General features: G+C 39.8%; 16 protein-coding genes, 1 pseudogene and 1 CRISPR repeat array. Of the genes and pseudogenes, 11 read left to right on the forward strand and 6 right to left on the reverse strand.

Annotated elements, in window-relative coordinates:
• Positions 1 to 58: 58 nt before the first annotated feature.
• Positions 59 to 2,650, reverse strand: a complete 2,592-nt coding sequence (gene clpB / locus D8991_RS06405) for an ATP-dependent chaperone ClpB (protein ID WP_120489318.1) — start codon at positions 2,648 to 2,650, stop codon at positions 59 to 61.
• Between the two features lie 205 nt (positions 2,651 to 2,855).
• Here clpB and D8991_RS06410 point away from each other — a divergent pair, with 205 nt between their 5' ends.
• The 6 genes and pseudogenes from D8991_RS06410 to D8991_RS06435 all read left to right on the forward strand — a co-directional run bounded on the left by D8991_RS06410 (position 2,856) and on the right by D8991_RS06435 (position 12,047).
• Positions 2,856 to 3,869, forward strand: a complete 1,014-nt coding sequence (locus tag D8991_RS06410) for a DHH family phosphoesterase (protein WP_120489319.1) — start codon at positions 2,856 to 2,858, stop codon at positions 3,867 to 3,869.
• Positions 3,870 to 3,899: 30 nt separating this feature from the next.
• The gene (folB, locus tag D8991_RS06415; protein WP_120489320.1) at positions 3,900 to 4,268 is read left to right on the forward strand and encodes a dihydroneopterin aldolase; all 369 of its coding nucleotides are present in this window, start codon (positions 3,900 to 3,902) and stop codon (positions 4,266 to 4,268) included.
• A gap of 18 nt (positions 4,269 to 4,286) precedes the next feature.
• A complete protein-coding gene (locus D8991_RS06420) occupies positions 4,287 to 4,910 on the forward strand; it encodes a bifunctional nuclease family protein (RefSeq protein ID WP_120489321.1) in 624 nt (207 codons plus the stop codon).
• A gap of 71 nt (positions 4,911 to 4,981) precedes the next feature.
• Positions 4,982 to 6,218 (forward strand): annotated as a pseudogene (locus D8991_RS06425) (MFS transporter).
• Between the two features lie 20 nt (positions 6,219 to 6,238).
• On the forward strand, positions 6,239 to 9,433 hold the full coding sequence (gene cas13b / locus D8991_RS06430; RefSeq protein ID WP_120489322.1) for a type VI-B CRISPR-associated RNA-guided ribonuclease Cas13b: 3,195 nt from the start codon (positions 6,239 to 6,241) through the stop codon (positions 9,431 to 9,433).
• Positions 9,434 to 9,529: 96 nt separating this feature from the next.
• Positions 9,530 to 10,773: direct repeats of the CRISPR family, unit length 37 nt; unit sequence GTTGGAACTGCCCTTATTTTTGGAGGGTAAATACAAC.
• Positions 10,774 to 10,868: 95 nt separating this feature from the next.
• Positions 10,869 to 12,047 (forward strand): acetyl-CoA C-acyltransferase, encoded by a 1,179-nt coding sequence (locus tag D8991_RS06435; RefSeq protein WP_120489323.1) that lies wholly within the window; start codon positions 10,869 to 10,871, stop codon positions 12,045 to 12,047.
• A gap of 50 nt (positions 12,048 to 12,097) precedes the next feature.
• Here the strand turns inward: D8991_RS06435 and metG are convergent, their stop codons facing one another.
• Entirely contained in the window at positions 12,098 to 14,140 is a 2,043-nt protein-coding gene (gene metG, locus D8991_RS06440; RefSeq protein WP_120489324.1) for a methionine--tRNA ligase, read from the reverse strand.
• 600 nt (positions 14,141 to 14,740) lie between these two features.
• Between metG and lpxD the strand changes: the two genes are divergently transcribed.
• From lpxD to D8991_RS06465, 5 genes are read left to right on the forward strand one after another with little or no spacing between them, the layout of a single operon-like run.
• Positions 14,741 to 15,763 (forward strand): UDP-3-O-(3-hydroxymyristoyl)glucosamine N-acyltransferase, encoded by a 1,023-nt coding sequence (gene lpxD / locus D8991_RS06445; protein WP_120489325.1) that lies wholly within the window; start codon positions 14,741 to 14,743, stop codon positions 15,761 to 15,763.
• Between the two features lie 10 nt (positions 15,764 to 15,773).
• On the forward strand, positions 15,774 to 17,171 hold the full coding sequence (locus D8991_RS06450) for a bifunctional UDP-3-O-[3-hydroxymyristoyl] N-acetylglucosamine deacetylase/3-hydroxyacyl-ACP dehydratase (RefSeq protein ID WP_120489326.1): 1,398 nt from the start codon (positions 15,774 to 15,776) through the stop codon (positions 17,169 to 17,171).
• The gene (gene lpxA / locus D8991_RS06455; protein WP_120489327.1) at positions 17,172 to 17,960 is read left to right on the forward strand and encodes an acyl-ACP--UDP-N-acetylglucosamine O-acyltransferase; all 789 of its coding nucleotides are present in this window, start codon (positions 17,172 to 17,174) and stop codon (positions 17,958 to 17,960) included. It abuts the gene before it with no gap.
• Between the two features lie 30 nt (positions 17,961 to 17,990).
• On the forward strand, positions 17,991 to 18,554 hold the full coding sequence (gene efp, locus D8991_RS06460; protein WP_120489328.1) for an elongation factor P: 564 nt from the start codon (positions 17,991 to 17,993) through the stop codon (positions 18,552 to 18,554).
• A gap of 17 nt (positions 18,555 to 18,571) precedes the next feature.
• A complete protein-coding gene (locus D8991_RS06465; RefSeq protein ID WP_120489329.1) occupies positions 18,572 to 19,471 on the forward strand; it encodes an LpxD N-terminal domain-containing protein in 900 nt (299 codons plus the stop codon).
• A 567-nt stretch (positions 19,472 to 20,038) separates the two neighbouring features.
• On the opposite strand, the gene D8991_RS06470 is transcribed toward D8991_RS06465, so the two are convergent.
• The 4 genes from D8991_RS06470 to D8991_RS06485 all read right to left on the reverse strand — a co-directional run bounded on the left by D8991_RS06470 (position 20,039) and on the right by D8991_RS06485 (position 25,409).
• The gene (locus D8991_RS06470; protein ID WP_120488499.1) at positions 20,039 to 20,755 is read right to left on the reverse strand and encodes a DNA-binding domain-containing protein; all 717 of its coding nucleotides are present in this window, start codon (positions 20,753 to 20,755) and stop codon (positions 20,039 to 20,041) included.
• 78 nt (positions 20,756 to 20,833) lie between these two features.
• Positions 20,834 to 22,735, reverse strand: a complete 1,902-nt coding sequence (locus D8991_RS06475) for an FISUMP domain-containing protein (protein WP_162926741.1) — start codon at positions 22,733 to 22,735, stop codon at positions 20,834 to 20,836.
• A 541-nt stretch (positions 22,736 to 23,276) separates the two neighbouring features.
• Positions 23,277 to 24,539, reverse strand: coding sequence for a UDP-N-acetylmuramoyl-tripeptide--D-alanyl-D-alanine ligase (locus D8991_RS06480; protein ID WP_120489331.1), 1,263 nt, complete (start codon positions 24,537 to 24,539; stop codon positions 23,277 to 23,279).
• Positions 24,540 to 24,551: 12 nt separating this feature from the next.
• Positions 24,552 to 25,409: a universal stress protein gene (locus tag D8991_RS06485; RefSeq protein WP_120489332.1), complete on the reverse strand. Its 858-nt coding sequence runs from the start codon at positions 25,407 to 25,409 to the stop codon at positions 24,552 to 24,554.
• Between the last annotated feature and the right edge of the window lie 24 nt (positions 25,410 to 25,433).

Here is a 25,433-nt window from a genome sequence, read left to right on the forward strand (position 1 = left end):
CTAAATAAAAAACCACCTCTGGATGAGAGAGGTGATTTTAAAATCAAAAAACTATTATTTAATCAATCTTTCGGAAGATGAGCCCTTCACCATCAAAGAAATCAAGGCTTATTCTATCGCCGTCATTTACTTTTCCTGCGAGGATTTCCTTAGAGAGTTTATTGAGAACATCCTGCTGGAGCACTCGTTTTAGAGGTCTTGCTCCAAAGGCTGGGTCGTAGCCCTTGTTCATAATATAATCTACTGCCTCTTCGGTAGCCGTCATTATGATGCCTCGTTTTTCGAGCATTTTGTTGAAGCCTCTTAGCTGAAGCCCGATAATCTTGCCAATCTCTTTTTTATTAAGCGGTTGGAAGAGTACCACCTCATCTATCCTGTTGACAAACTCTGGTCGGAGGCTTTGTTTGAGAAGGTCAAAAACTTCGATTTTGGTTTTTTCTACCACTTCAAACTGGTTATCATCATTTATTCCCTCAAAATTCTCCTGAATAATATGCGAACCGAGATTGGAGGTCATAATGATAATCGTGTTTTTGAAATTGACCACTCTACCTTTGTTATCGGTAAGCCTACCGTCATCCAAAACTTGGAGAAGCGTATTGAAAACATCAGGATGGGCTTTTTCAATCTCATCGAGGAGGACTACGGAATAAGGTCTCCTGCGCACGGCCTCAGTGAGCTGACCGCCCTCATCATAGCCCACATACCCAGGAGGCGCACCCACCAATCGGGAAACACTGTGGCGCTCTTGATATTCGCTCATATCTATTCGGGTGAGGTTATTCTCATCATCAAAGAGAAACTCGGCAAGTGCCTTTGCAAGCTCGGTTTTACCAACCCCTGTAGTCCCAAGGAAGAGGAAGGAGCCGATAGGTCTTTTCTCATCACTAAGCCCTGCACGGTTTCTTCGGATGGCATCTGCTACAGCTTGTATGGCTTCCTCCTGACCAATTACTCGCCTGTGAAGCTCATTTTCTAAGTGGAGGAGCTTCTCTCTCTCGCTTTGGAGGAGCTTGGTTACGGGAATTCCCGTCCATTTTGAAATAACTTCGGAGATGTTTTCTGCGGTTACTTCTTCTTTTACAAGTTCATTTTCCTCGTTTTGCATCAGAAGCTCCAGCTGTTTGAGCTCGTCCTCCTTCTCGCGGAGTTTTCCGTACTGTATCTCTGCTACTTTTGCATAATCGCCCACTCGGGAAGCTCTTTCGGCTTCAAATTTTAAAGCTTCAATATCTTTTTTAATCTGGGTTAAATCCTCAGACTTCTGTTTTTCCTGCAACCACTGTGCATTGATGGCATTTCGCTCTTCGGTAACCTTAGCGATATCTTCCTTCAAATGCTCGATTTTGGTTTGATTGCCCTCTCTGGAAATCGCAGCGAGTTCTATTTCAAGCTGCATCAGTTTCCTATCGAGTACATCGAGCTCCTCTGGTTTGGAGTTGATTTCCATTCTGAGCTTAGCTGATGCTTCGTCTATCAAGTCAATCGCCTTATCGGGTAAAAACCTGTCGGAAATATACCTTTGAGACATTTCTACTGCTGCTATAATGGCTTCGTCTTTTATTCTCACCTTATGATGAGACTCGTATTTATCTTTAATCCCCCTTAGGATGGAGATAGCAGATTCCGTGTCTGGCTCCTCTACCATTACCTTTTGGAAACGGCGCTCAAGGGCTTTATCTTTCTCGAAATATTTTTGATATTCGTTTAATGTCGTCGCTCCAATTGCTCTGAGCTCACCTCTTGCCAAGGCCGGTTTGAGGATATTGGCAGCGTCCATTGCGCCCTCGCCACCACCTGCACCTACAAGGGTATGGATTTCATCGATGAAAAGGATGATTTGCCCATCGGATTTGGTAACTTCATTCACTACGGATTTAAGCCTTTCTTCAAACTCACCTTTGTACTTAGCTCCCGCCACAAGCGCACCCATATCAAGAGAGTAAAGGGTTTTGTCCATCAAGTTTTCTGGCACATCTCCCGAGATAATACGGTGAGCAATACCCTCTGCTATGGCAGTTTTACCCACACCTGGTTCACCGATTAATATCGGATTATTCTTGGTTCTTCGGGAGAGAATTTGAAGCACTCTGCGGATTTCCTCATCTCGCCCAATAACAGGGTCAAGTTTGCCCTCCGCAGCGAGCTCATTAAAGTTTTTTGCATATTTATTAAGGCTTTGGTAAGTGTCTTCGGAGCTTGCCGAGTTTGCCTTGCTGCCTTTTCTTAGCTCTTTAATTCCTCCTTCTAAAAGGGATTTGGTTACCCCCATATCTTTGAGCATAGTAGCCACTGGTGAGGAGATTTCTATCAGCGCAAGCCAAAGATGCTCGATGGTTACAAACTCATCTCCCATTTTCTTAGCGATATTCGGAGCGTCGAGTAAGATTTTATTTGCCGGTTGAGAAAGGTAGATATTTCCCCCCTCTACTTTTGGCAGTTTTTCTATCGCCTCCCTGTTTCTCTCTCTGATGAGCGTAGCATCTGCCTCCGATTTCTTTAAAAGGAATGATGAGATATGCTCATCTGCCTGGAAAATCCCCTCTAATAAATGCTGAGGTTCGATACTCTGGTTGCCAAACTCTAAAGCTACTTGCTGTGCTTTCTGAATGGCTTCTTGTGATTTTACTGTATATTGGTTTAAGTTCATCTGAATTGTTTTTATGTTTTATGCCCTCCCTTTCTCAAAAATTATACAACAAGGCTTAACACCTCAAAAAAGGCTTATTTATCTGACAAAATTTCCGAATTAAAGTATTTTTAATTTAAATAACACTGACAAAATTTCCGATTACCTACAACAATCCTTGAAATTCTCCTAAAAATATCTACCTTTGAGGTCTTATAAAATCAAAATGTTTAGCGAAAAACAATTAACAGAAATCAAAGCGCTTTTAAAGCCAGAAAATAAAATCGTAATTATCTCTCATTATAACCCTGACGGTGATGCTATCGGCAGTACATTAGGACTGAAACATTACCTCAAAACAAAAGGGCTGGAAGCAGATACCATTGTACCCAACGACTTCCCAAAATTCCTGAAATGGATGCCCGAAGCAAAGAAAATAACCATTGCTGACTACAAAAGAAAAAAAGCCTTTGAGCTTATTGAGAATGCAGATGTTATATTCATACTCGATTTTAATGCTACCCACAGAAGTGGCAACCTCGTAGCTCCTTGGCTCGAGCGGGCAAAATCGACTAAAATACTTATAGACCACCACCAGCAGCCAGATGATTTCAATTTCGTGTATTCGGATACCAGCGTACCTGCTACCTGCCAAATGGTCTACCACTTTATAGAAGCTATGGGAGATGCCCATCTGGTGAATAAAGACATCGCTCAGTGCCTTTATACTGGGATTATGACCGATACTGGGGGCTTCAGGTTCCGCTCTACAAGTGCTACTACCCATAGAATTACAGCCAACCTTATAGAAAAAGGTGCCGACCCTGCAGAGATATCCTCCAACACTTGGGATACCAATACCCTGTCAAGATTTCAATTGCTCTCACTCATCCTGAGCCGTATAGAGATTATCGGTAATGGACGGGTTGCCATACTCTATCTAAAACGAAACGAACTGGAAAAGTATGGCTTTGAGAAAGGAGATACCGAAGGTTTTGTAAATTATGGACTGAGCATATTGGGAGTGCAGGTCTCCGCATTCTTTATGGAGGACTTATATGAAGATTATATCAAAATCTCTTTCCGAAGCAAGAGAGAGGTGGATGTTAATCAGTTCTCCCGATCGTTTTTCAATGGTGGAGGGCATATTAATGCCGCAGGAGGCAAATCATTCCACTCCATTGAAGAAAGTATTAATGAATTTAAAGAAGTATATACTCACCTCAATCTGGAAGAATAGTTTTCAAATAATATAATATCAACAACTCTAATGAGCTTAACGACCAAAATATTTCTCGAAAGCATTAAAATCTATGCACATCACGGAGTACTTCCAGAGGAAAGGAGTATAGGAACCTACTACCTCATCAATGCCGAACTGCATACCGATTTTAGTAAAGCTATGGAAACCGATGACCTGCACCATACTATTAGCTATGCAGATATAAACGATATCATCCACCAAGAGATGAAAACTCCCTCTCTACTTTTGGAAAGAGTAGCCGGGAGAATTCTCTCACGGATAGAAAAAGAATTCCCACAAACCACCTACCTGAAAATGAAAATTACCAAAACTGCTCCACCCGTTCAAGGAGAAGTATTTGGAGCAGGCGTAGAAGTAGAAAAAACATTCAAATAAAAGCATTATCTTTGTTCTATGGATTACAAAAAACTCATCATACGGGGAATATCTTACAGCCAGACGCAAGCAAATGCCTACGCTCTGCTTCTGGAAGATGAAGAGACCGCTATTAAACTTCCCGTAGTTATTGGTAGCTTTGAGGCGCAATCCATCTCCTTAGGATTAGAAAAAGACCTTACTCCGCCTCGTCCCCTTACTCACGATTTATTCGCTTCATTCATAAGGCTCTCTTCATTAGAGCTTGTATCTGTGATTATCTATAAAATCGTAGATGGAGTCTTCTATTCCAACCTCAACTTTATGGATAAAGCTACTGGAGAAAATAGCAGCCTTGATGCTCGTACATCAGATGCTGTTGCAATAGCGGTGCGTTTCAATATCCCTATCTACACCACCCCAAAAGTACTAGATGAAGCGGGTATCCTATTAGACTTGGATGCTCTCCCTACTGAGAAAACAGAAGATGCTATTCCAGAAATAGATATAGACTTTTCCGAATTTGAGAAAAGCCTTAGGGACTTTAGCAACTTGCCGATAGAGGACTTGGAAAACCTGCTGGAGAATGCTGTAAAAAATGAAGACTATGATACCGCCTTTGAAATACAGGAAATCATCAAACAACGAAAAAATAAAAACTAACTTAAATTAATAACCGATAAAATCTTTTCAAGATGAGTACTACAAATAATGTAAAGTTAAAATTAACGGTAATGAACTTTTTAGAGTTCGCCGTTTGGGGAGCCTATCTTATCTCTATGGGAAATTACCTCGGCACTATTGGATTGGGCAGTAAAATTGGGCTTTTCTATGCTATGCAAGGGGTTGTTTCTATCTTTATGCCTGCTATTATGGGGATTATCGCTGACCGATGGATTCCTGTACAGAGACTACTTGGTATCAACCACCTTCTTGCGGCTGTATTTATCATCTTAACGGGCTATTACGGATATTCATCAGGTGAGGGGGGTAAATTTCACCATTATGTTTAGCTTGTATTCCCTCAGTGTAGCCTTCTTTATGCCGACCATTGCACTCTCTAATTCTGCTGCATATACCATATTAAAACAAAACAATTTAGATACTATCAAAGCATTTCCACCTATCAGAACGCTAGGAACAGTGGGCTTTATCTGCGCTATGCTTTTGGTAGATTTTATGGGCTTCCAGTCTGATTATCGCCAGTTTTATGTCTCTGGTGGGCTGGGCATCATACTCTTCCTGTATAGCTTTGTACTGCCTAACTGCCCAATCAGCAAAAGCAATGAAAAACAATCCTTAGCAGATGCCTTCGGATTAAAGGCTTTCGCTTTGTTTAAGAATAGAAAAATGGCAATATTCTTCATATTTTCTATGCTTTTAGGTGTATCGCTTCAGATTACAAACGGATATGCCAACCCCTATATCTCCAGCTTTAAAAGTATAGAGGAGTTCCAAGACAGCTTCGGAGCCAACCACGCCAATGCACTTATCTCCCTCTCTCAAACATCGGAGGCACTCTGCATCCTGCTTATCCCTTTCTTCCTGAAAAGGTTTGGTATTAAAACCGTAATGCTAATGGCTATGGCAGCGTGGGTTCTTCGCTTCGGGCTATTGGGTGCGGGTAACCCGGGTGGTGGCGTATGGATGTTCGTTATCTCTATGATTGTCTATGGTATTGCCTTTGATTTCTTCAATGTATCAGGTTCTCTCTTTGTAGATCAGGAGACGAATGAAGATATTAAGTCCTCTGCACAAGGCGTATTTATGATGATGACCAATGGTTTTGGAGCCACAATAGGGCTACTTATAGCACAATCTATCGTCAATTACTTTGTAAAAGAGGGCGAATCTCCCGCTCAGCAGCTGGAAGGTTGGCGCTCGGCGTGGTACATCTTTGCGGCTTATGCCTTAGTAGTGGGAGTATTGTTTGCACTGGTATTTAAGCATAATAATAAAAATAATAATTAACTATCTAATAAAAATAAACTATGCCATTATATTATCCTTTTTCTGAAAAAGATAAGCACTATTTTGGGAGCTATCTTAATCTTGCACATAAAAATATCTTTGATGTATTAAATGAATTTTGCAGTAGATTTCAGCTAAAAAATAAAAAGCCCAAAGAAAAAGAATTTTTCAAAGATTTTAAAGAACTTGAAAAGTTCTTAATTAATATATTTAAAGAAAACATATCTATTTCTGATTATGAAAAATGGATTGAAGTTCTGAGTTCATATTTTCCAGTAGTAGCATATTTAGATAACCAAGAAAAAAACAGGAATAAAAAAGAAGATAGAATTAATAATTTTCGTAATAACTTTTTAAATCTAATCTCTACTATTGATAAACTTAGAAACTTCTATACTCACTATTTTCATAATGAAGTAAAGATTGAAGATTCTGTTTTTGAAATATTAGATAAATTATTTGAGAATACGCTTTTAGAAATCAAAAATAAATTTCTAAAAACAGATAAAACGCAGGAAGCATTAAAAAAGCTCCTACAAAAAGAGATAGATACATACACTAAAAATAATAAAAAAGAAGAGGTTCTAAAATCTATATTTGAAGAATCAATTGATATTATAGATGAAAAGGGAAACCTAAAAACTGAATGTTTTAGTTCTAAGAACATATCTCAACCTAATAATAATGGTTTAAAAGTTTCTATTTCACTTGATGGTTTAGTCATTCTATTGTCTATTTTTCTAAATAAAAAAGATATTAATCATTTTAGGGCTAATATCTCTGTTCCAGATATTATAAAAGGAGATGAAGAATTATTTAAAAAATTAAATTCCACCTGTATTGATAGAATTAATTCTCATTTGGCTTATAAAGGATTAAAATATAGATTAAAAACCTCTCCTATCCTTGATAAAGCTGTTCTAATGAAACAGATTCTAGATGAATTAAATAAAGTTCCAGATGTAATATATAAAAACATTGAAGAATCTAAACAAGAGGACTTTATTATGGATCTGAATGAATATTTTAGAGACAATGGTGAAGAAAATCAGTCTTTAGATAATTTAAGAGTAGTTCATCCTGTAATAAGAAAAAGATATGAAGATAAATTCAATTATTTTGCTCTACGCTTTTTAGATGAGTATGCTGATTTCCCCAAGCTACGATTTCAAGTTCATATAGGGAATTATATTCATCATCAAACGGATAAATTTGTTGGAAATAGTACAAAGAATAGAATCATCAAAGAAAAAATCAATGTTTTTGGAAAATTAAATGATATAATAAAAGCTAAAGCTAATTATTTCCATTCTTCTACTATAGATACACAATGGGAGGAGTTTCCCAACCCAAGTTATCTCTTTCCTAAAGAAAACATAGTTGATAATAAAAACCAAAATGCTAATAAAATTGGGATACAGCTGCCTATAAATAATCCCATTATCAACAATATTCTAAATGAAATTCCCAATCTTAACCAAGAAAGAAATCCTAATAAAAAAGAAAAAATATATATTGTTAATGATGTCTTGAATATTAATGAGTCTGATAACAACAACGCTAATAACAACGACAATCCTATCATTCCTTTTGGAGCACCTACTGCTTATCTAAGTATGAATGACATACATTCTATTTTATATGAAATAATAAAAAATGGAACAAGTGGACAAAAACTTGAAAATAAAATCCGAAGACAAATTGAGAAACAAATAGGTGATATTCATAATCAATCTGAAGGTATTAAAATACTAAAAAAAAGGATAGAGATTGATAATGAACAAATTAATTATAACAAGCTAAAAAAGGATTTGGAGAATCTAATTAACCAGACTAAGAATCTTCAAAAAGAACATCAGGAAAGAATTGATAGTTATAATAATAAAGAGAGAAAATATATCCTAACTAATAATGAAAAAGGAAGAATAGCAAATTGGCTTGCTAATGAGATTAAGCAATTTATGCCTCAAAAATTTAAATCTAACTGGAAAGGATATCAGCATAACGAATTACAAAAACTATTAGCATATTATGAAATCAGTAAAGATGAAGTACTCAAATTATTAGAAAATTCCGGTACAAAAGAACATTTTAATTTTGAAAAATACAGTACATTAGAAGAACTATACGAAGATTATTTAAATACTAAAATCAGCACATTATCTACTTTACAACAACAACTTAAAAACTTTGAAAAAGAAATTTTTATATTTCTTAATAGAAAAAACTATATTCAAAAACCTATTAGTGAAAAAATCAATCAAATTCTCTCCTCTCCTATATTTATAGAAAGAGGATTTTTAGATAATAAACCCACTATGATAGAAAAAACAAAATTTGCTGGTAATGAAGAGTTATTTGCAGATTGGTTTCAATTCTATAAAAAAAATAAAGAGTATCAGGATTTTTATAATACTGAAAAATATCCATTAAAATCTGACTTAAGCAAATCTGAACTAAAGAGCATAAATAAAAAAATCAATCAACAGAAAAAGAATGATGTATTTGCTCTACATATGGCTAAAGAGATATTTAACGATTTATTCCTAACCAATAATAATTTAGATATAACTCTATCAGATTTATTTGGGCAAAATATATGGGATAAAACATTAACATTAGAATTATTCGGAGGGAAGCTAAAAATAAAAAATGTAAAGATTAAAGATATTGGTAAATATCGTAAATATGAAAATGATAGTCGGGTAAAATTATTAACAGAATATTTCCCCGATAGAGAATGGGTAGGTCATCTTCCTAATGACAAAAACACTCCAGCTTATAATTCTATCGAAAGACAATTGGAGGAATATGAGAGAATAAGAAGTGAAGAGCTATTTAAAGAAGTACACAAATTAGAAAAAGAAATATATGACCAAGTAGAAGATAAAAATTGTCTGCTAGAATCTAATAATCCAAATTTTAGAAACTATATTATTAAAGGTTTTTTATGTGAAATAAAAAATTATATAAAAGATACAGATACAGAAAATTATGCTAAAGAACTCAAAGAAGATAATGACCAAAATAAAGTTGAAAACTATACTTATGTTTTAATAAATATTAGAAATAAATTTTCACATAATCAATTACCAGACTTAGAGACATTTAACTACTGCCAAAAGATAAAAGAAATTAATAATGATCAATTTATTGCTAAATATTACTTGGATATATTTCGTACCATTACAGAAATACTAAAAGGAAATTTATAGAACAATATAATATAGTATTTTATAAGTTTTATTCTTCCTAATCAAAAGCAATAAAATGTTACTAATAAATAAGTTAATAACATTCTAATATCTGAGGTTGGAACTGCCCTTATTTTTGGAGGGTAAATACAACTACCTCGTCGAATCGTTTTTTTATAACGTTGTTGGAACTGCCCTTATTTTTGGAGGGTAAATACAACTAAGACCTGTAACGGCAATACTTGGAGGCTGTTGGAACTGCCCTTATTTTTGGAGGGTAAATACAACTCTTTTTTATTAGCCCAATCTCCAGCAAAAGTTGGAACTGCCCTTATTTTTGGAGGGTAAATACAACCAGTCCAGAATTCTGCATTTTCGAATTCTTGTTGGAACTGCCCTTATTTTTGGAGGGTAAATACAACGATTGGTTATTTGATTAAGAATTCGAGCAAGTTGGAACTGCCCTTATTTTTGGAGGGTAAATACAACTGGTTCAAAAGCTGGTATTTGAGTACTTATTGTTGGAACTGCCCTTATTTTTGGAGGGTAAATACAACTTTTCCTAAGGCTGTCTGCCAAGCTGCTATGTTGGAACTGCCCTTATTTTTGGAGGGTAAATACAACTTCAACTGCCCCCAGTATCAGATTAAATAGGTTGGAACTGCCCTTATTTTTGGAGGGTAAATACAACTTAAAAACTTATATATTAAACCTCTACAAAGTTGGAACTGCCCTTATTTTTGGAGGGTAAATACAACACCCAATTATGAACAAATGCTCTTAAACTCGTTGGAACTGCCCTTATTTTTGGAGGGTAAATACAACATGGGGGACACAATGAGTTTAATGTATGCAGTTGGAACTGCCCTTATTTTTGGAGGGTAAATACAACAAAGTATCTTTAGAATAGAATACTAGGTCTGTTGGAACTGCCCTTATTTTTGGAGGGTAAATACAACAAGTCTAATACAGGGATATTTTCAAATGATGTTGGAACTGCCCTTATTTTTGGAGGGTAAATACAACCATGCTTTCTTTATGTTGCTGGTAAGCCAAGTTGGAACTGCCCTTATTTTTGGAGGGTAAATACAACACTTGAAGCTTAGAATCAGGATTACCTGGCGTTGGAACTGCCCTTATTTTTGGAGGGTAAATACAACTATTTGTACATCAAGGTCTCTCCTGCTGAAGTTGGAACTGCCCTTATTTTTGGAGGGTAAATACAACTGTGTATCTGGAAGATATTCTTCTATTATTGTTGGAACTGCCCTTATTTTTGGAGGGTAAATACAACTAAAGTTGTAGTGTCCATTTTGCTAGTTATGTTGGAACTGCCCTTATTTTTGGAGGGTAAATACAACTAAACACGCTATTCCAATACTGCTCTACACAAAATCACCAAGGGCTTTTCTACTATTTTTTTCGTAAGTTAGCCGACACGAAAAACAAAAGAATAATGAAAGAAGTATTTATAGTATCCGCTGTGCGAACCCCTATGGGGAGCTTTATGGGGAGCCTCTCCAGCATACCAGCGCCAGCACTTGGGGCTACAGCCATTCGTGGAGCGATAGACAGGATAGGCATCAATGCCTCAGAAGTAGAGGAAGTGTTTATGGGCAATGTAGTACAAGCAGGCGAAGGACAAGCGCCCGCTCGACAATCCGCAATACTGGCAGGGCTTAGTGATGTGGTTCCGTGCACCACCATCAATAAGGTATGTGCCTCTGGGATGAAAGCAGTAATGCTCGCGGCACAAGCGATTAAGTCTGGTGATATCTCTCTTGCCGTAGCGGGAGGGATGGAGAATATGTCTCAAACCCCTCACTATCTCGGAGGGAGAAAAGGCGTAAAGCTGGGGAACATCAATATGGAAGATGGGATGGTAAAAGATGGGCTTACCGATGCCTACTCGGGTGAGCATATGGGTAAGCTCGCAGAGCGCTGTGCAGAGAAGTACGGCATTACAAGAGGGGAACAGGATGCGTTTGCCATAACCTCTTATAAGCGCTCAGCAGAAGCGTGGGCAGAAGGCAGGTTTAATGATGAAATCGTGCCCGTAACAGTGCCACAGCGCAAGGGCGAGCCCCTTATCATCAGCGAAGATGAAGAATACAAACAGGTAGATTTTAATAAAATCAGCAGCCTTAGACCTGTGTTTAAGGACGGGGGAACGGTAACTGCTGCCAATGCTTCTACTATAAATGATGGAGCTTCTGCCCTCGTACTCGTATCCAGAGAACGAATGGAAGCACTCGGCTTAAAGCCTCTGGCGAGAATCCTCTCCTATGCCGATGCAGCGGGAGCTCCAGAGTGGTTCACCACAGCACCATCTAAAGCCCTACCACTGGCAGTTCGCAAGGCAAACCTCAGCATAGAAGATATTGACTACTTCGAACTGAATGAAGCGTTTTCGGTAGTAGGTCTGGTAAATATCCAACTGCTCGGCATCAGCAGCGAGAGAGTAAATATAAATGGAGGAGCAGTAGCCCTCGGGCACCCACTGGGGAGCTCTGGAGCGAGAATTATCGTTAGCCTGCTCAGCGTACTCAAACACCAGAATGCCCGCTATGGAGCAGCAGCGATATGCAACGGTGGCGGTGGTGCTTCCGCAATAGTGATAGAGAATTTACAATAAAAAAATCCCCACAACTTACAAACAGCTGTGGGGATTGATTTATTTAATGATTAACCGATTTCTACACCATTGGCAACGGTTTCATCTGGTGTTACGAAAGCGAGCTTGCCATCTGCTTTTGTAGTGAGGAGCAGCATTCCTTGGGACTCTATACCTCTTATCTTCCTTGGGGCAAGATTGAGGAGAATCATCACCTGCTTACCGATAAGCTCTTCTGGGGAGAAGCTCTCGGCAATTCCAGATACTACGGTGCGTATATCTACACCTGTATCTACTTTCAGTTTGAGGAGTTTGTCGGCTTTCTCAACCTTTTCGGCTTCCAGAATGGTTGCTGTTCTCAGGTCTATTTTTGCAAAATCATCAAAGCTAATATGTTCCTTCATCGCATTTGCTTGTGGGTTGGTTTTCTGATTATTGATTTTCGTCTGTTCAAGCTTGTTAATCTGTGCTTCTATTGCTTCATCTTCTATTTTAGAGAAAAGCAGCGGCATTTCATTGATTTGATGCCCTGTTGGGATAGGCGGCGTGTTTAGAACTTCATACCAGTTTTTGTTTCCGAGATTTAGTCCAGATTTCATTTTTTGGGAAGTAAAAGGCAGGAACGGCTCACACAAATACGCTAGTGCTCCAGCCACCTGTAATGCGCAGAACATCTGTGTTTTCACGCGCTCTGGATTGTCTTTTATCACTTTCCAAGGTTCTTCATCTGCAAGGTATTTATTCCCTAATCTTGCTAAATTCATCATTTCGGTAAGGGCGTCACGGAAGCGGAATTCATCTAGGTTTTTACCGATTTTTTCTGGAATTTGCTGCATTTCGTGGTAAAGGTCTTTATCCACTTGCGCAAATTCATTAGGCTGAGGAACGATTCCGTTGTAATATTTTTGGGTAAGAACCGTCACACGATTGATAAAATTTCCAAAAATCCCTACCAATTCCGAATTGTTTTTGGTCTGAAAATCTTTCCAAGTAAAATTATTATCCTTAGTCTCTGGTGCAGATGAGAGGAGTGCATAGCGCAGTGCATCTTGCTGATTGGGGAAGTCTTGCACATACTCGTGTGCCCATACCGCCCAGTTTCTCGAGGTAGAAATCTTTTCATTCTCAAGGTTGAGGAACTCAAAAGCAGGTACATTGGTTGGCATAATATAGCCTCCGTGAGCCTTCATCATAGATGGGAAGATGATGCAATGGAAAACGATATTATCTTTCCCGATGAAATGCACGAGCTCGGAGTTTTCGCTCTGCCAATAATCCTTCCAGTTTTTGCCGTTTTCTTCTGCCCATTCTTGAGTGAAAGAGATATATCCGATAGGGGCATCAAACCAAACATAAAGCACCTTACCCTCTGCATTGGGCAGTGGTACGGGTACTCCCCAGTTGAGGTCTCTGGTCATTGCACGAGGTTTCAAACCGTCATTAAGCCAAGACTTCACTTGCCCGTAGACATTGGGTTTCCAATCCTCCTTATGTCCCTCGATAATCCATTGATTAAGGAAATCTTCATACTCATTAAGTGGCAAATACCAGTTTTGAGTAGGTTTAAGGACAGGAACATTACCGCTAAGCATAGATTTAGGGTTGATGAGCTCTGAAGGAGAAAGCGTAGAGCCACACTTCTCGCATTGGTCTCCATAGGCATTTTCATTTCCACAATTGGGGCAAGTACCTACAATATACCTATCGGCGAGGAACTCTCCTGCCTGCTCATCAAAATACTGCTCGGAAGTCTCCTCCGTAAATTTTCCTGCATCATAGAGCGTCTTGAAGAAATCTTGACTCATCTGATGGTGCTTCTTAGAGGTAGTCCTCGAATACCTGTCAAACGAAATCCCCAAATCTTCAAAAGATTTCTTTATAATAGCGTGGTATTTATCTACGATATCTTGAGGAGCTACGCCCTCTTTCTTTGCCCTAATCGTAATAGGGATTCCGTGCTCATCAGAGCCACAAATAAAGGCAACATCTTTCCCTGCCCTCCTCTGAAATCTCGCATAGACATCCGCAGGGATATAAACTCCTGCCAAGTGCCCAATATGCACTGGACCATTGGCATAAGGCAAAGCTGCCGTTATCATCTTCTTATCTGACATAATCTGTATTGTAATTTTTAAAGTGGCAAAGATAAGGTTTCTCAGACGATAAGCTAGCAGCTGGCTGTTGGCTTTTAGCTATTGACTGTAAGTGGTTATATTACGATGAGTTTGCAGTAAGTATCTTCGCTCACTAATTAGTGAACGGAAATTATTTTTTTTTCTCTTCACTAATTAGTGATTGCTTCCTTTTATATATTTTCTCCCTTTCACTAATTAGTTATTGCTTCAAACATTTTGGTTTCTGCCTTTCACTATTTAGTGAATGGCTCCTTTTATATATTTTCTCCTTTTCACTAATTAGTTATTGCTTCAAACATTTTGGTTTCTGCCTTTCACTATTTAGTGAATGGCTCCTTTTATATATTTTCTCCTTTTCACTAATTAGTTATTGCTCCCTTTTATATATTTTCTACCTTTCACTATTTAGTGGATGAAAATTATCTTTTTTTCTCTTCACTAATTAGTTATTGCTCCCAATCATTGGGTTTCTGCTTTTCACTATTCGCCCACAGCCATAAGCTAATGGCTAAAAGCTAGCCACCACTTACTGCTCATAACGCACACATTGGTTTTATAGAAATTATTATCTTTGCGGGTATGAAATTCACAGCTTCACAAATTGCAGAGGTAATTAATGGCAGAATCATTGGTGATGAAAATGCCTTAATTACGGGGGTAGCCCCGATAGAATCTGGTGCAGAAGGATATCTTTCCTTTGTAGCACAGGAGAGATTTTCAGATTTCATAGAGCGCACGGACTGCTCGGTACTCGTTGTTTCAGAAAAATTATTGACGGATAAACCCTACAAGGCAACCATTATCGCAGTGGAAGACGCCTATCTTTCATTTCAAATTCTGATGAATCTTTACAATGAAATGAAGCAGGTAAAACGATCCGAAATAGAGCAAGGAGCTTCTGTAGACACCTCTGCAAACATTGGCGAAGGGGTTTATATAGGAGCTTTTTCTTATATATCCGAAAATGTAAAGGTGGGCGAAGGTACGCAAATCAGCCCGCAGGTATTTATCGGGAAGAATGTAAAAATCGGGAAGAATTGCACGATATACAGCGGAGTGAAAATTTATGATTATTGTGTAATTGGAGATAACTGCATCATTCATTCTAATACGGTTATCGGTGCTGATGGCTTTGGTTTCCAGCCTACAGCAGATGGTTTTCAGAAAATCCCTCAGCTGGGCAATGTAGTTTTGGAAGAAAGCGTAGAAATCGGCTCTAATTGTACGATTGATAGAGGTACAATTGGCTCTACGATTATCGGTAAAGGAACGAAGATAGATAACCTTATACAAATTGCTCACAATGTAAAAATCGGACAGAATAATGTCATCGCTGCACAGGCGGGCATTGCTGGCTCTACGGTTATTGGCGACTGGAATCAGATTGGTGGGCAAGTAGGCATAGTAGGGCATATAAAAATCGGCAATGAGGTGAAAATACAAGCACAGAGTGGCGTAAATAAAAATGTGGAGGACAAAGAAATTCTATACGGCTCGCCAGCCATCTCTGCAAGCGATTTCAGGAGAAATTATGTGCATTTCAGGCATCTCAACGATATAGTAAAAAGATTAGAAGAATTAGAAAAAAAATCAAACGATTAATATTAATGCAATGAGTGATTTGCAAAAGACTTTAAAGGAAGAAGTAACCCTGTCGGGGATTGGTCTCCACACGGGTAAAGAAGTCAATCTTACCATAAAACCTGCTAAAGAAAATACAGGTTTTGTTTTTGTAAGAACCGATTTGGAAGGCAACCCACAAGTAGAAGCAGATGTAAACTATGTAACGACTACCGAAAGAGGAACTACCTTGGAGAAATTAGGCGTAAAAATCCATACTTGTGAGCACCTCTTAGCGGCATTAGTGGGCTGTGATATAGACAATGCTATACTGGAAATGGACTCTGCCGAACCTCCGATTATGGACGGCTCATCTATCCACTTCGTAGAAGCAATAGAAAAAGCAGGGATAGCAGAACAAAGCAAACCGAGAGAATACTTAGTAATAAAGGAAGTCCTAAACTATACAGACCCTAATACAGGCTCTGAGATTACCATCATCCCTTCCGAGCAGTATGAAGTAACCACAATGGTAGATTTCGGTACCAAAGTTTTAGGAACACAGAATGCTACCCTCAAAAACATCTCTGATTTTAAGTCCGAAATATCTTCTGCAAGAACCTTCAGCTTCCTCCACGAGTTGGAAATGCTCCTCGACCACGGGCTTATAAAAGGGGGCGACCTCTCTAATGCCATCGTATATGTGGATAAAGAGCTCACACCAGACACTGCTGAAAAACTCAAAAAAGCATTTAATAAGGATAAAATATCCATTCAGCCTAATGGGATATTGGATAACCTTACACTAAAATATCCTAACGAAGCTGCAAGGCATAAACTCCTCGATGTAATAGGAGACCTCGCCTTGGTAGGAGTGAAGATAAAGGGTAAAGTTATCGCTAACAAACCTGGGCACTTTGTAAATACACAGTTTGCTAAAAAACTAAACCGACAATGGAAGCTGCAAAAGAAGAAAAATGTTCCAGATTTTGACTTGAGCAAACCTCCAGTATATGATATTAACGGTATTATGAGGCTACTCCCTCACCGCCCGCCGTTCTTATTAATAGACAAAATCCTTGAGCTATCAGAATCCCATGTAGTAGGTCTTAAAAACATTACGATGAATGAACCTTTCTTCGTAGGGCATTTCCCAAAAGAACCTGTACTTCCAGGAGTGCTTCAAATAGAGGCTATGGCTCAAACGGGAGGAATCTTAGTCCTCGCTAATGTTCCAGACCCAGAGAACTATTCTACCTACTTCGTGAAGATTGATAATGTGAAATTCAAGAAAAAAGTAGTGCCGGGAGATACGATTATCTTCAAAATTGAGCTTATGGAACCTATCCGAAGAGGCATTGTACATATGCAAGGCTACGGATATGTAGGAGACAGCGTAGTAGTAGAAGCTGAACTAATGGCACAAGTAGCAAAAACAAAAATTGATTAAATGATACATCAATTAGCCGCAGTAGATAAACGAGCAAAAATAGGCAAAGGAGTTACCGTAGAGCCTTTCACTACCATTGCAGCAGATGTAGAGATAGGCGAAGGCACTTGGATAGGTCCTAATGTAACCATTATGGACGGAGCGAGAATCGGTAAAAACTGCCGAATATTCCCTGGTACAGTCATCTCTGCTATTCCACAGGATTTAAAATTTGACGGCGAAGATTCATTGGTCATCATCGGAGATAATACCACCGTCCGCGAATGTGTTACCATAAACCGAGGGACGAAGGCATTAGGATATACCAAAATAGGAAACAACTGCCTCATTATGGCTACGGCACACATTGCTCACGACTGTACTTTGGGCAATAATGTGATTATCGTAAATGGCTGTGGTATTGCTGGGCATGTGGAGATTGATGATTTTGTAGTAATGGGAGGGCTCTCAGCAGTTCATCAGTTTGTGAAGATAGGCAAACACGCAATGATTTCTGGTGGAGCACTCATCAGGAAAGATATTCCACCCTATGTAAAGGTTGCCCGCGAACCACTCTCCTATGCAGGAATCAATTCGGTAGGACTGAGAAGAAGAGGTTTTAGCAATGAGAAAATCTTTGAAATACAGAAAATCTACCGCTACATCTTCCAGATGAAAATGAATGTAAGCCAGGCTACCCACTTCATAGAAAAAGAAATGCTGCCAACGGCAGAGAGAGATGAGATTCTCGAATTTATAAAGAACTCTCCTCGAGGTATCGTAAAAGGATATGGCACAACAAAAGAATAAAATTTAAGAATAATAAAACATATTTAATTAATGGCAACAACAGCTGATATTAGAAAAGGGCTTTGTATTGAATTTAGTAACGACATCTACAAAGTAATCGAGTTTCTCCATGTAAAACCAGGTAAAGGACCTGCATTCGTGAGAACAAAACTTAAATCTGTAACCAACGGTAAAGTGGTAGATAATACCTTCTCCGCAGGGCATAAAATAGAGGAAGTAAAAGTTATCACAAGGAAGTTCCAATACCTCTATGATGATGAAAACGGTTTCCACTTTATGAATAATGATGACTTCTCCCAAATCTATATCAATAAAGATATGATAGAGAATGCTCAGTTTATGAAGCCAGGTGAGGAGGTTACCATCATCTTGAAAGAATCTGACGAAAGCCCACTCTCTGCGGAAATCCCACCAACGGTATTCTTAGAAGTAGTAGAGGCAGACCCAGGAGTGAAAGGAAACACCGCTACCAATGCTCTGAAAAATGCTATCGTAGAAACAGGAGCAAGGGTTATGGTACCCCTATTCATAGAACCAGGAGACAAAATCAAAGTAAATACAGAGGACGGCTCCTACATAGAAAGAGTAAAATAAGTGAAAACTCATTATTTATGACTTTCCAGCACGCTCAAATATTAAAGAATATAGCGGAAATCATCGGTGCCAAGTATATTGGCGCTGATGATTTTCCCGTTTTAGGGACTAATGAAATCCATAGAGTTCGCCCTGGGGATATTGTCTTCGTAAATCATCCGAAGTATTATGACAAGGCACTTGGCTCAGCGGCAACCGTTATCCTTATCGATAAAGAAGTTCCCTGCCCAGAAGGTAAAGCGCTCCTGATTTCCAACGACCCATTCAGAGATTTTAATAAAATCAATACCTACTTTACTAAGATTTACAACTTTAAAGAAGATTTAAAGGATACCGAAATAGGCGAAAACACCTCTATTCACCCCTCTGCTGTAATAGGAAATGGAGTAAAAATCGGGAAAAACTGCCATATATTCCCCAATGTAGTCATCGGCGACCGCTGTGTTATCGGGGATAATGTGATTATACAGTCGGGCACCGTTATCGGTGGAGATGCCTTCTATTACAGAAAGGTAGATGGCAGGTTTGACAGGCTGATTTCCGTAGGAAATGTAGTGATAGAGAACAATGTAGAAATAGGAAACCTCTGCACCATAGACCGCGGAGTAACCGATTCTACCCTAATCGGTGAAGGGTCTATACTCGACAACCAAATACAAATCGGGCACGATACCCTAATCGGCAAAAGATGCCTCATCGCTTCCCAAACGGGGATTGCCGGGTGCTGCATCATAGAAGACGATGTTACAATGTGGGGGCAGGTAGGCATAGCCTCTGGGCTGCAAATAGCCTCTGGCACAGTACTCCTCGCACAAGTGGGAGTCAATAGAAACCTTGAAAAAGGTACCTACTTCGGACCTATCGCCGAAGACTTCCGAGGCTACCTAAAAAAAGAAGCCAAAATCCGAAAATTATAGCCGTAGCACGGCAGGCACCCACTGTGTGGGGCACACTTATCACAAACTATCCGCACACCGCCTACTGCCTAAAGCCTACTGCTTACTGCACGAAGCTAACCGCGCACCGCCAATAGCTAAAAGCCAATAGCTATTTGCCATCTGCTAAAAAGAAGTACGGCACCCCAAATGGGGTGCCGTACAAATAAATACTAACAATTATAAAAACGCATTATGCACACAAGTGATAAAGTGCAAGGTTTCTATTTTCTTTCTTATCAGCTAATGGCTTTAAAATTCATCGCTGAGTTTATTATTCATTCTTAAAGCTTATTTATTGTTTAGGTTTAATGGGATATCTTGGCTAATTTCTATCGCCTGAGTAGGCGAGACACTATCGCCCGAGAGAGCGAGTCACCTTCGCCCGAGAGAGCGAGTCACCTTCGCCCGAGAGAGCGAGTCACCTTCGCCCGAGAGAGCGAGACACTATCGCCCGAGAGAGCGAGTCACCTTCGCTTTTCCAATTGTCCCAAAAAAACATTAATATATGATTTAAATAGCATTATAATAGATAGTTAAGTAGATTAATCAGGCAATAACTACGGGTGTATTAAGCACCTCAGTTCTTGGGGTTTTTAGAAAGACTTTCGAGGTATTGCTAAACTGCGTTGTGATGCTCAGTTCATAATTGCCGGCAGGGAGCGAGGCGGGGATAAGCACCAAGAGACGAGAAGGTTCATTGAGGGCAAGGTCTTCAAGCTTGGTCTTGGCTTTGGTGTCTATATTGGTGAGGTAGATGCCATTATCTGTGTGAGTACCTGCAACCTTGAGGTAAGTTCCCTTAATCTCTGCATTCTTGCCTTTGGTAAGGGTGCCATCGGTTTTGCCTGTGCTGAGGTCGGTAATACCGAAGATTGCCATTGGGCTGGATTGCTCTCCAAGAAACTCTACCTTGGTTTGGGAGATGGCTTTTCTTAGCTCGGCACCTTGATTGACATTTACATAGACGCTGTGCTTGTCCTTATCCCAAGTCCTATCGCGGAAGGCTCCCTTGATGGCTGAGCGCATTATCACGAGACCTGTATTCACTACATAGCCTTGGAGCACCAGCTCTGTGCTCTTGCGATTGAAGCGGGAAACGATGTCTATTGCCGTCTCCTCTTTTATCTCCATACCTTCTTTTTTGAGCTCTGCTACAATCTCTGCTATGCTTACACTCCCTACGCTTGCGGGTACGCCTACAAAATCTGATGGGTCGCTGGTAAGAGGGTTGTCTCTTAGCCACGCTTTTAAAGTATTTTTCATTGTAATAATGTTTATTGGTTTATATATAATTCTTTATGTTTCCTTTTATAAAAGGGGGAGTCCCCCCTTGGGTGTATCTTAGTCCTGTACACAACGAACATTATTACCTTCATTTCTAAGTACATTAGCACTAATTAAAATATTATCACTAGATGATAATACACTCAATGCCTGTGGAATTTTAAATGTTGGATTAGTATACTCATCTGACCTTAAAACAATTACATCAGCCTTAGTTCCTGATGAAGTACTTAGCCAGAAACCACCTATATTATAATTTATCTGATAACTACGAACAACTCCACCATGGGCTTGACTATACCATCCTGATCCTAAGCGCTTTAACTCTAATAAAAAGTTACCCTGTTGTATCCATCCCCCTGTTGTAGTTCCATGTAAATTTAACAGCAATTGTTCCATCTCTGTTCTTGTAGGGGTATGCCATCCACTTGGACAGGGTTCCGTATAGCTGGTCACTTTGGTAGGATACTCAGAAGGGGTATATCGCTTCCATGCATCTGTAATTGTCCCTGTAGGGAATTGAGACTGGTATATATATTTGAATGAAGCACCTCCTGCTCCATTATTGGGCTCTGTAGTCTTCCAGTCGACTAGCTCATGTCCATCTGCTTCTCTTCCCCATTGGAATAGTGAACCCAGTCCTCTATAGTCCCCACCATCACTTGGGCTACGCTTGTCATAAGTTTGATCATTTCCAAATACTCCAAATCTCGTGGCATCTGCATAGTACGCTCCTAGGTTTTTGTCTAGCCATATCTGCTGGTCATAGGTCATCACCTTGCTATAAACAAAGCGGTGGTCATATCTATTCACCCCAGGCGTTTTGAAGTTATACTGTTTGTCCTTCACTCCTCCTGTTGCGATTACTTTTAAGTTAAATGGAGCAGTTGCACTCGTTAGCTGTACAGGAATAGTAGCTATCTCCTCATCTGCACTACCTGCCTCCAATAGCGGCGCTAAATACGGTGTTGGTTCTAAGACTTCCAGTGTCCCTGTAATGACATTATAGAGGTTCGGGTTGGTGTTCTGGTGCAACTTTCCGCCTGGTATCGTTAGTTTCAATGTTCTCTGATTAGAACCCGTGCCTATCGTTACCGTCTTGTTGAACTCCCCAAACTCCTTACCATCTCCGTTTCTATATGGGATTTTCACAGGGATTTTGTAGGTGCTGTTGTCAATCTTTCCTTGGTAGCTTTGGTTGGCTGGTCTAGGGCCTTGTACAGAGCTGTCCTCCTTCCATGAGAAGACAAACACGCTATAATCTTGGAACTCTGCATATCCTACACCTATGCTATAGTTTTGCTCCACAGCATAGATACCTACTTCCAGCCTTGCCTTGATATTGCCAGGCTGTGGTTTTCCTTTGAGGGTGTAAGTCACCACCTGAGATGCCCCAGGAGCTACGGTTACACTGCTATTTTGGGAGCCATCTACATCTACTGTCCCTGTGGGTCCTGGCGTTCCACTTGGGCCTGGTGCTGGTGTGTTGGTAATCGTAAGGGCAGAAGACAGGTCACCCGTCCATGCCGTTGCTCCATTATTGATGATAAGGAACTTCACTTTATGAGTACCAGAACCCGCAGGAATATCCACTCCTTGTTGGAAAACTCCTTCCCAACCTGCTCCCATCACCTGCATACTTACTCCTAATGGTGTAGAAGACCCCTTGCTTACACAGTTCCAATCATTTTGAGTAAAGATTTCCAAACACCTTTTCGTCAGGTTAAATATCATTGTCCCTTCGGCTACATCCGTTTTGGTAAATTTATCCCTCTGCTCAGTCGTTAACTGAGGAAATAGCACTCCCTGCACTGAGGTCTCGGGTAATCCCGTGTGCCTTGCTATTTCCAAAGATGCCTTTGGCGTCTCTGTATTGATTCCGACTCTGCCGTCGTACTCTGTCTGTGCGCTGGCTAATACTCCTATTAGCACAAACGCTAAAATCATTTTAAATCTCATATATCTATTATTTATGTTACTTCCTTGGGAATAATTATTGAGCGTAGAAACTGCGATTGAGTCGCCAGCCAAAGGCTGGCGACAATGTGCCTCCCTTCTCTCCTCTCTTGTCTGATTTTGTTCTAAAAGAAGATTGACTAGCGCTTTGTCGCTCGCTTCGCTCGCGACTTTGTGGGGATTATAGCCTCCTGCATAAGCGAAAAAGTGAGAAGCAGGCAAGCGCAAAAGCGCCGATAGGCGCGCGGGCAGAGCCCGCGCGCCTATCGGCGCTCTATATAGTCTTTTAAATAAGACTATATTTTGAAGGAAGGAAGGAAGGATAACAAATTATCGCACATACGCAAGTTTGCACATGTGATATTTGTCATGTTTTGTGTATTCCTTTTCATCCTTTTTTCATCTAATTGCGAGGCAAATATAAAACTTATTTTTTATCTGGCAACAATTAGCGGTTAGCTTTTGGCTTTTAGCTGCTAGCTGGGGGTGGTTTGCTTCTCGCAGTAGGCTATAGGCGGTGGGTGGCTATTAGCTAAATTTCTACTTATAGCAGTTTTTCCAGAGCTATGCCTCGCGAGCCTTTCAGGAGGAGGTTTTGGGAACGAATAGGATGAGTTTTGAGGTATTCAATCAGGGTTTCGGTATTGGGGAAGTTGTGCTCGGTATCTACTTTAGCAAAGTTTTGCCCAACGGTAATAATTTCATCAAAGCCCAGACTTTTGGCAAGGTTAAAAATCTGCTGATGCTCGGCTAAACTCTCTTCCCCAAGCTCGAGCATATCGCCGATGATAATAGCTTTTGAGCCTTCGAAGGTGATGAAATTATGGAGCGAGGCAGACATACTGCTCGGATTGGCATTATAGGTATCAAGGACGAGGGTTTGCCCCTCTTTTTTGATGATTTGAGAGCGCATATTGGTAGGCGTATATGCCTCAATGGCAAGGGCAATGTCATTAAAATCAATACCGAACGACAGTCCAAGAGCAGCAGCAGCACAGAGATTGGTAAAGTTATAATCGCCTGTGAGATGAGAGAGCGCCTTTCTGCCTGCGTATTCTATACCCACAAAGTGGTCAGAAGTATATTTCTGGAACATAAAATCTGATGCCTCCGTACCGAAAGAAACTCTATTAAAGTAATCCCCCACTTTCTCGCGCTGGATTTCATCATTATCATTCATTAAAATCTTCTGCTGATGGCTTTTTAAATAATCATAAAGCTCGGATTTACCTTTAATAACACCTTCAAAACCACCGAAGCCTTCGAGGTGAGCCTTTCCAAAGTTGGTAATATAACCTATGGTAGGCTGAGAAATGCTGCACAACGCCTCTATTTCGTGCTGATGATTTGCCCCCATCTCTACCACTGCAATATCGTGTGATGGTTTTATGGAGAGCAGCGTGAGCGGCACACCAATGTGGTTATTGAGGTTCCCAAAAGTGTATTGGACTTTATATTTCTGCATCAGTACGGTGCTGATGAGCTCTTTTGTAGTGGTCTTGCCATTGCTGCCTGTAAGCCCTATAACGGGAATGGTGAGCTGCTGCCTGTGATGCCTCGCAAGCGCCTGCAAGAAGTCTAAAGTAGAGGGTGCAAAAAATATATTGAGGTCTCTATTCTCAAACTCCTGCTGCTCTACGATAACCGCCAAAGCACCCTGCTCTACAGCTTTTTCTGCCAAGGTAGCAGCATTAAAATTTTCACCGGAAAAGGCAAAAAAGATATCATTCTGCTCTATTTTTCGGCTGTCTATGGTTACCTTATTTGCCCTTTTGTAATAACTGTTATAAAACTCCTGTACATTCATAGCCCAAAAATACTATTTCTCCTTAATAACCAAAAGCGGAATATCTATTTTGGAGGCGAGCTTATCGCTGAGGCTGGAATAAAACAGACTGTCTATAAAGCTGAGATTTCTTTTAGCAATGACCAGAGCATCTATATTTTCAGATTTTGTAAAGCCGAGTACGCCCTTTCTTAAATCATCTGCTTTAGAAACTACGAAGTCTAATCTATCACTGCTAAAGAAATGTTTCCACTCATTGATTTTCTCGGTTGCAAAAGCCTCTTTCTTCTCTACATTACCGCTGTATTCTATAATGTGGAGAACTTTTATCTGCGCATTAAAATACTCGGAAGCAGTGAGGAGCTCCTGTAATATCTCCTTATCGGAATCCTTAAATGCCGTTGTAAATCCGATATTTTTTATCGCGTGAAACTCAGCACTGCCTGGGATACTGAGCACGGGAAGGTTCATAGATTGCATAGCATTTAGGGTATTCGTACCCCAGAATCTTTTACCGAATCCCGAAGCACCATTAGTACCCATCACTACCATACTGATGTCTTCTTTCTTGGCCACTTTGGTAAGGATGTGCGGTAGCCCACCAGCCTCAAACATAAAACTAATCTTTAAATCGCTGAGCTGATGCTTTTCGGCAATTTCTCTTAATTTCTGACCTTCTTTCTTAAACTGCTCAAATTCGCCAAGCTCCATCGTAGTATATACATTGGCTACCAGCTCTGGATGCCCACTGTGGAAGCTGGAAAGTACATCGGCATCGAAGGCGTGTACTACAATAATCTCCGCCTGCATACTCTTAGCGAGGTGCAGGGTATAGACAAAGGCATTATCTGCCACTTCCGAGAAATCTGTTGGAAAAAGAATTTTTTTCATAATTTTTACTTTTTAGGGTTAATA

Origin of the sequence: Bergeyella cardium (genome assembly GCF_003614945.1) — a bacterium.
Classification (GTDB): Bacteria; Bacteroidota; Bacteroidia; order Flavobacteriales; family Weeksellaceae; genus Bergeyella_A; species Bergeyella_A cardium.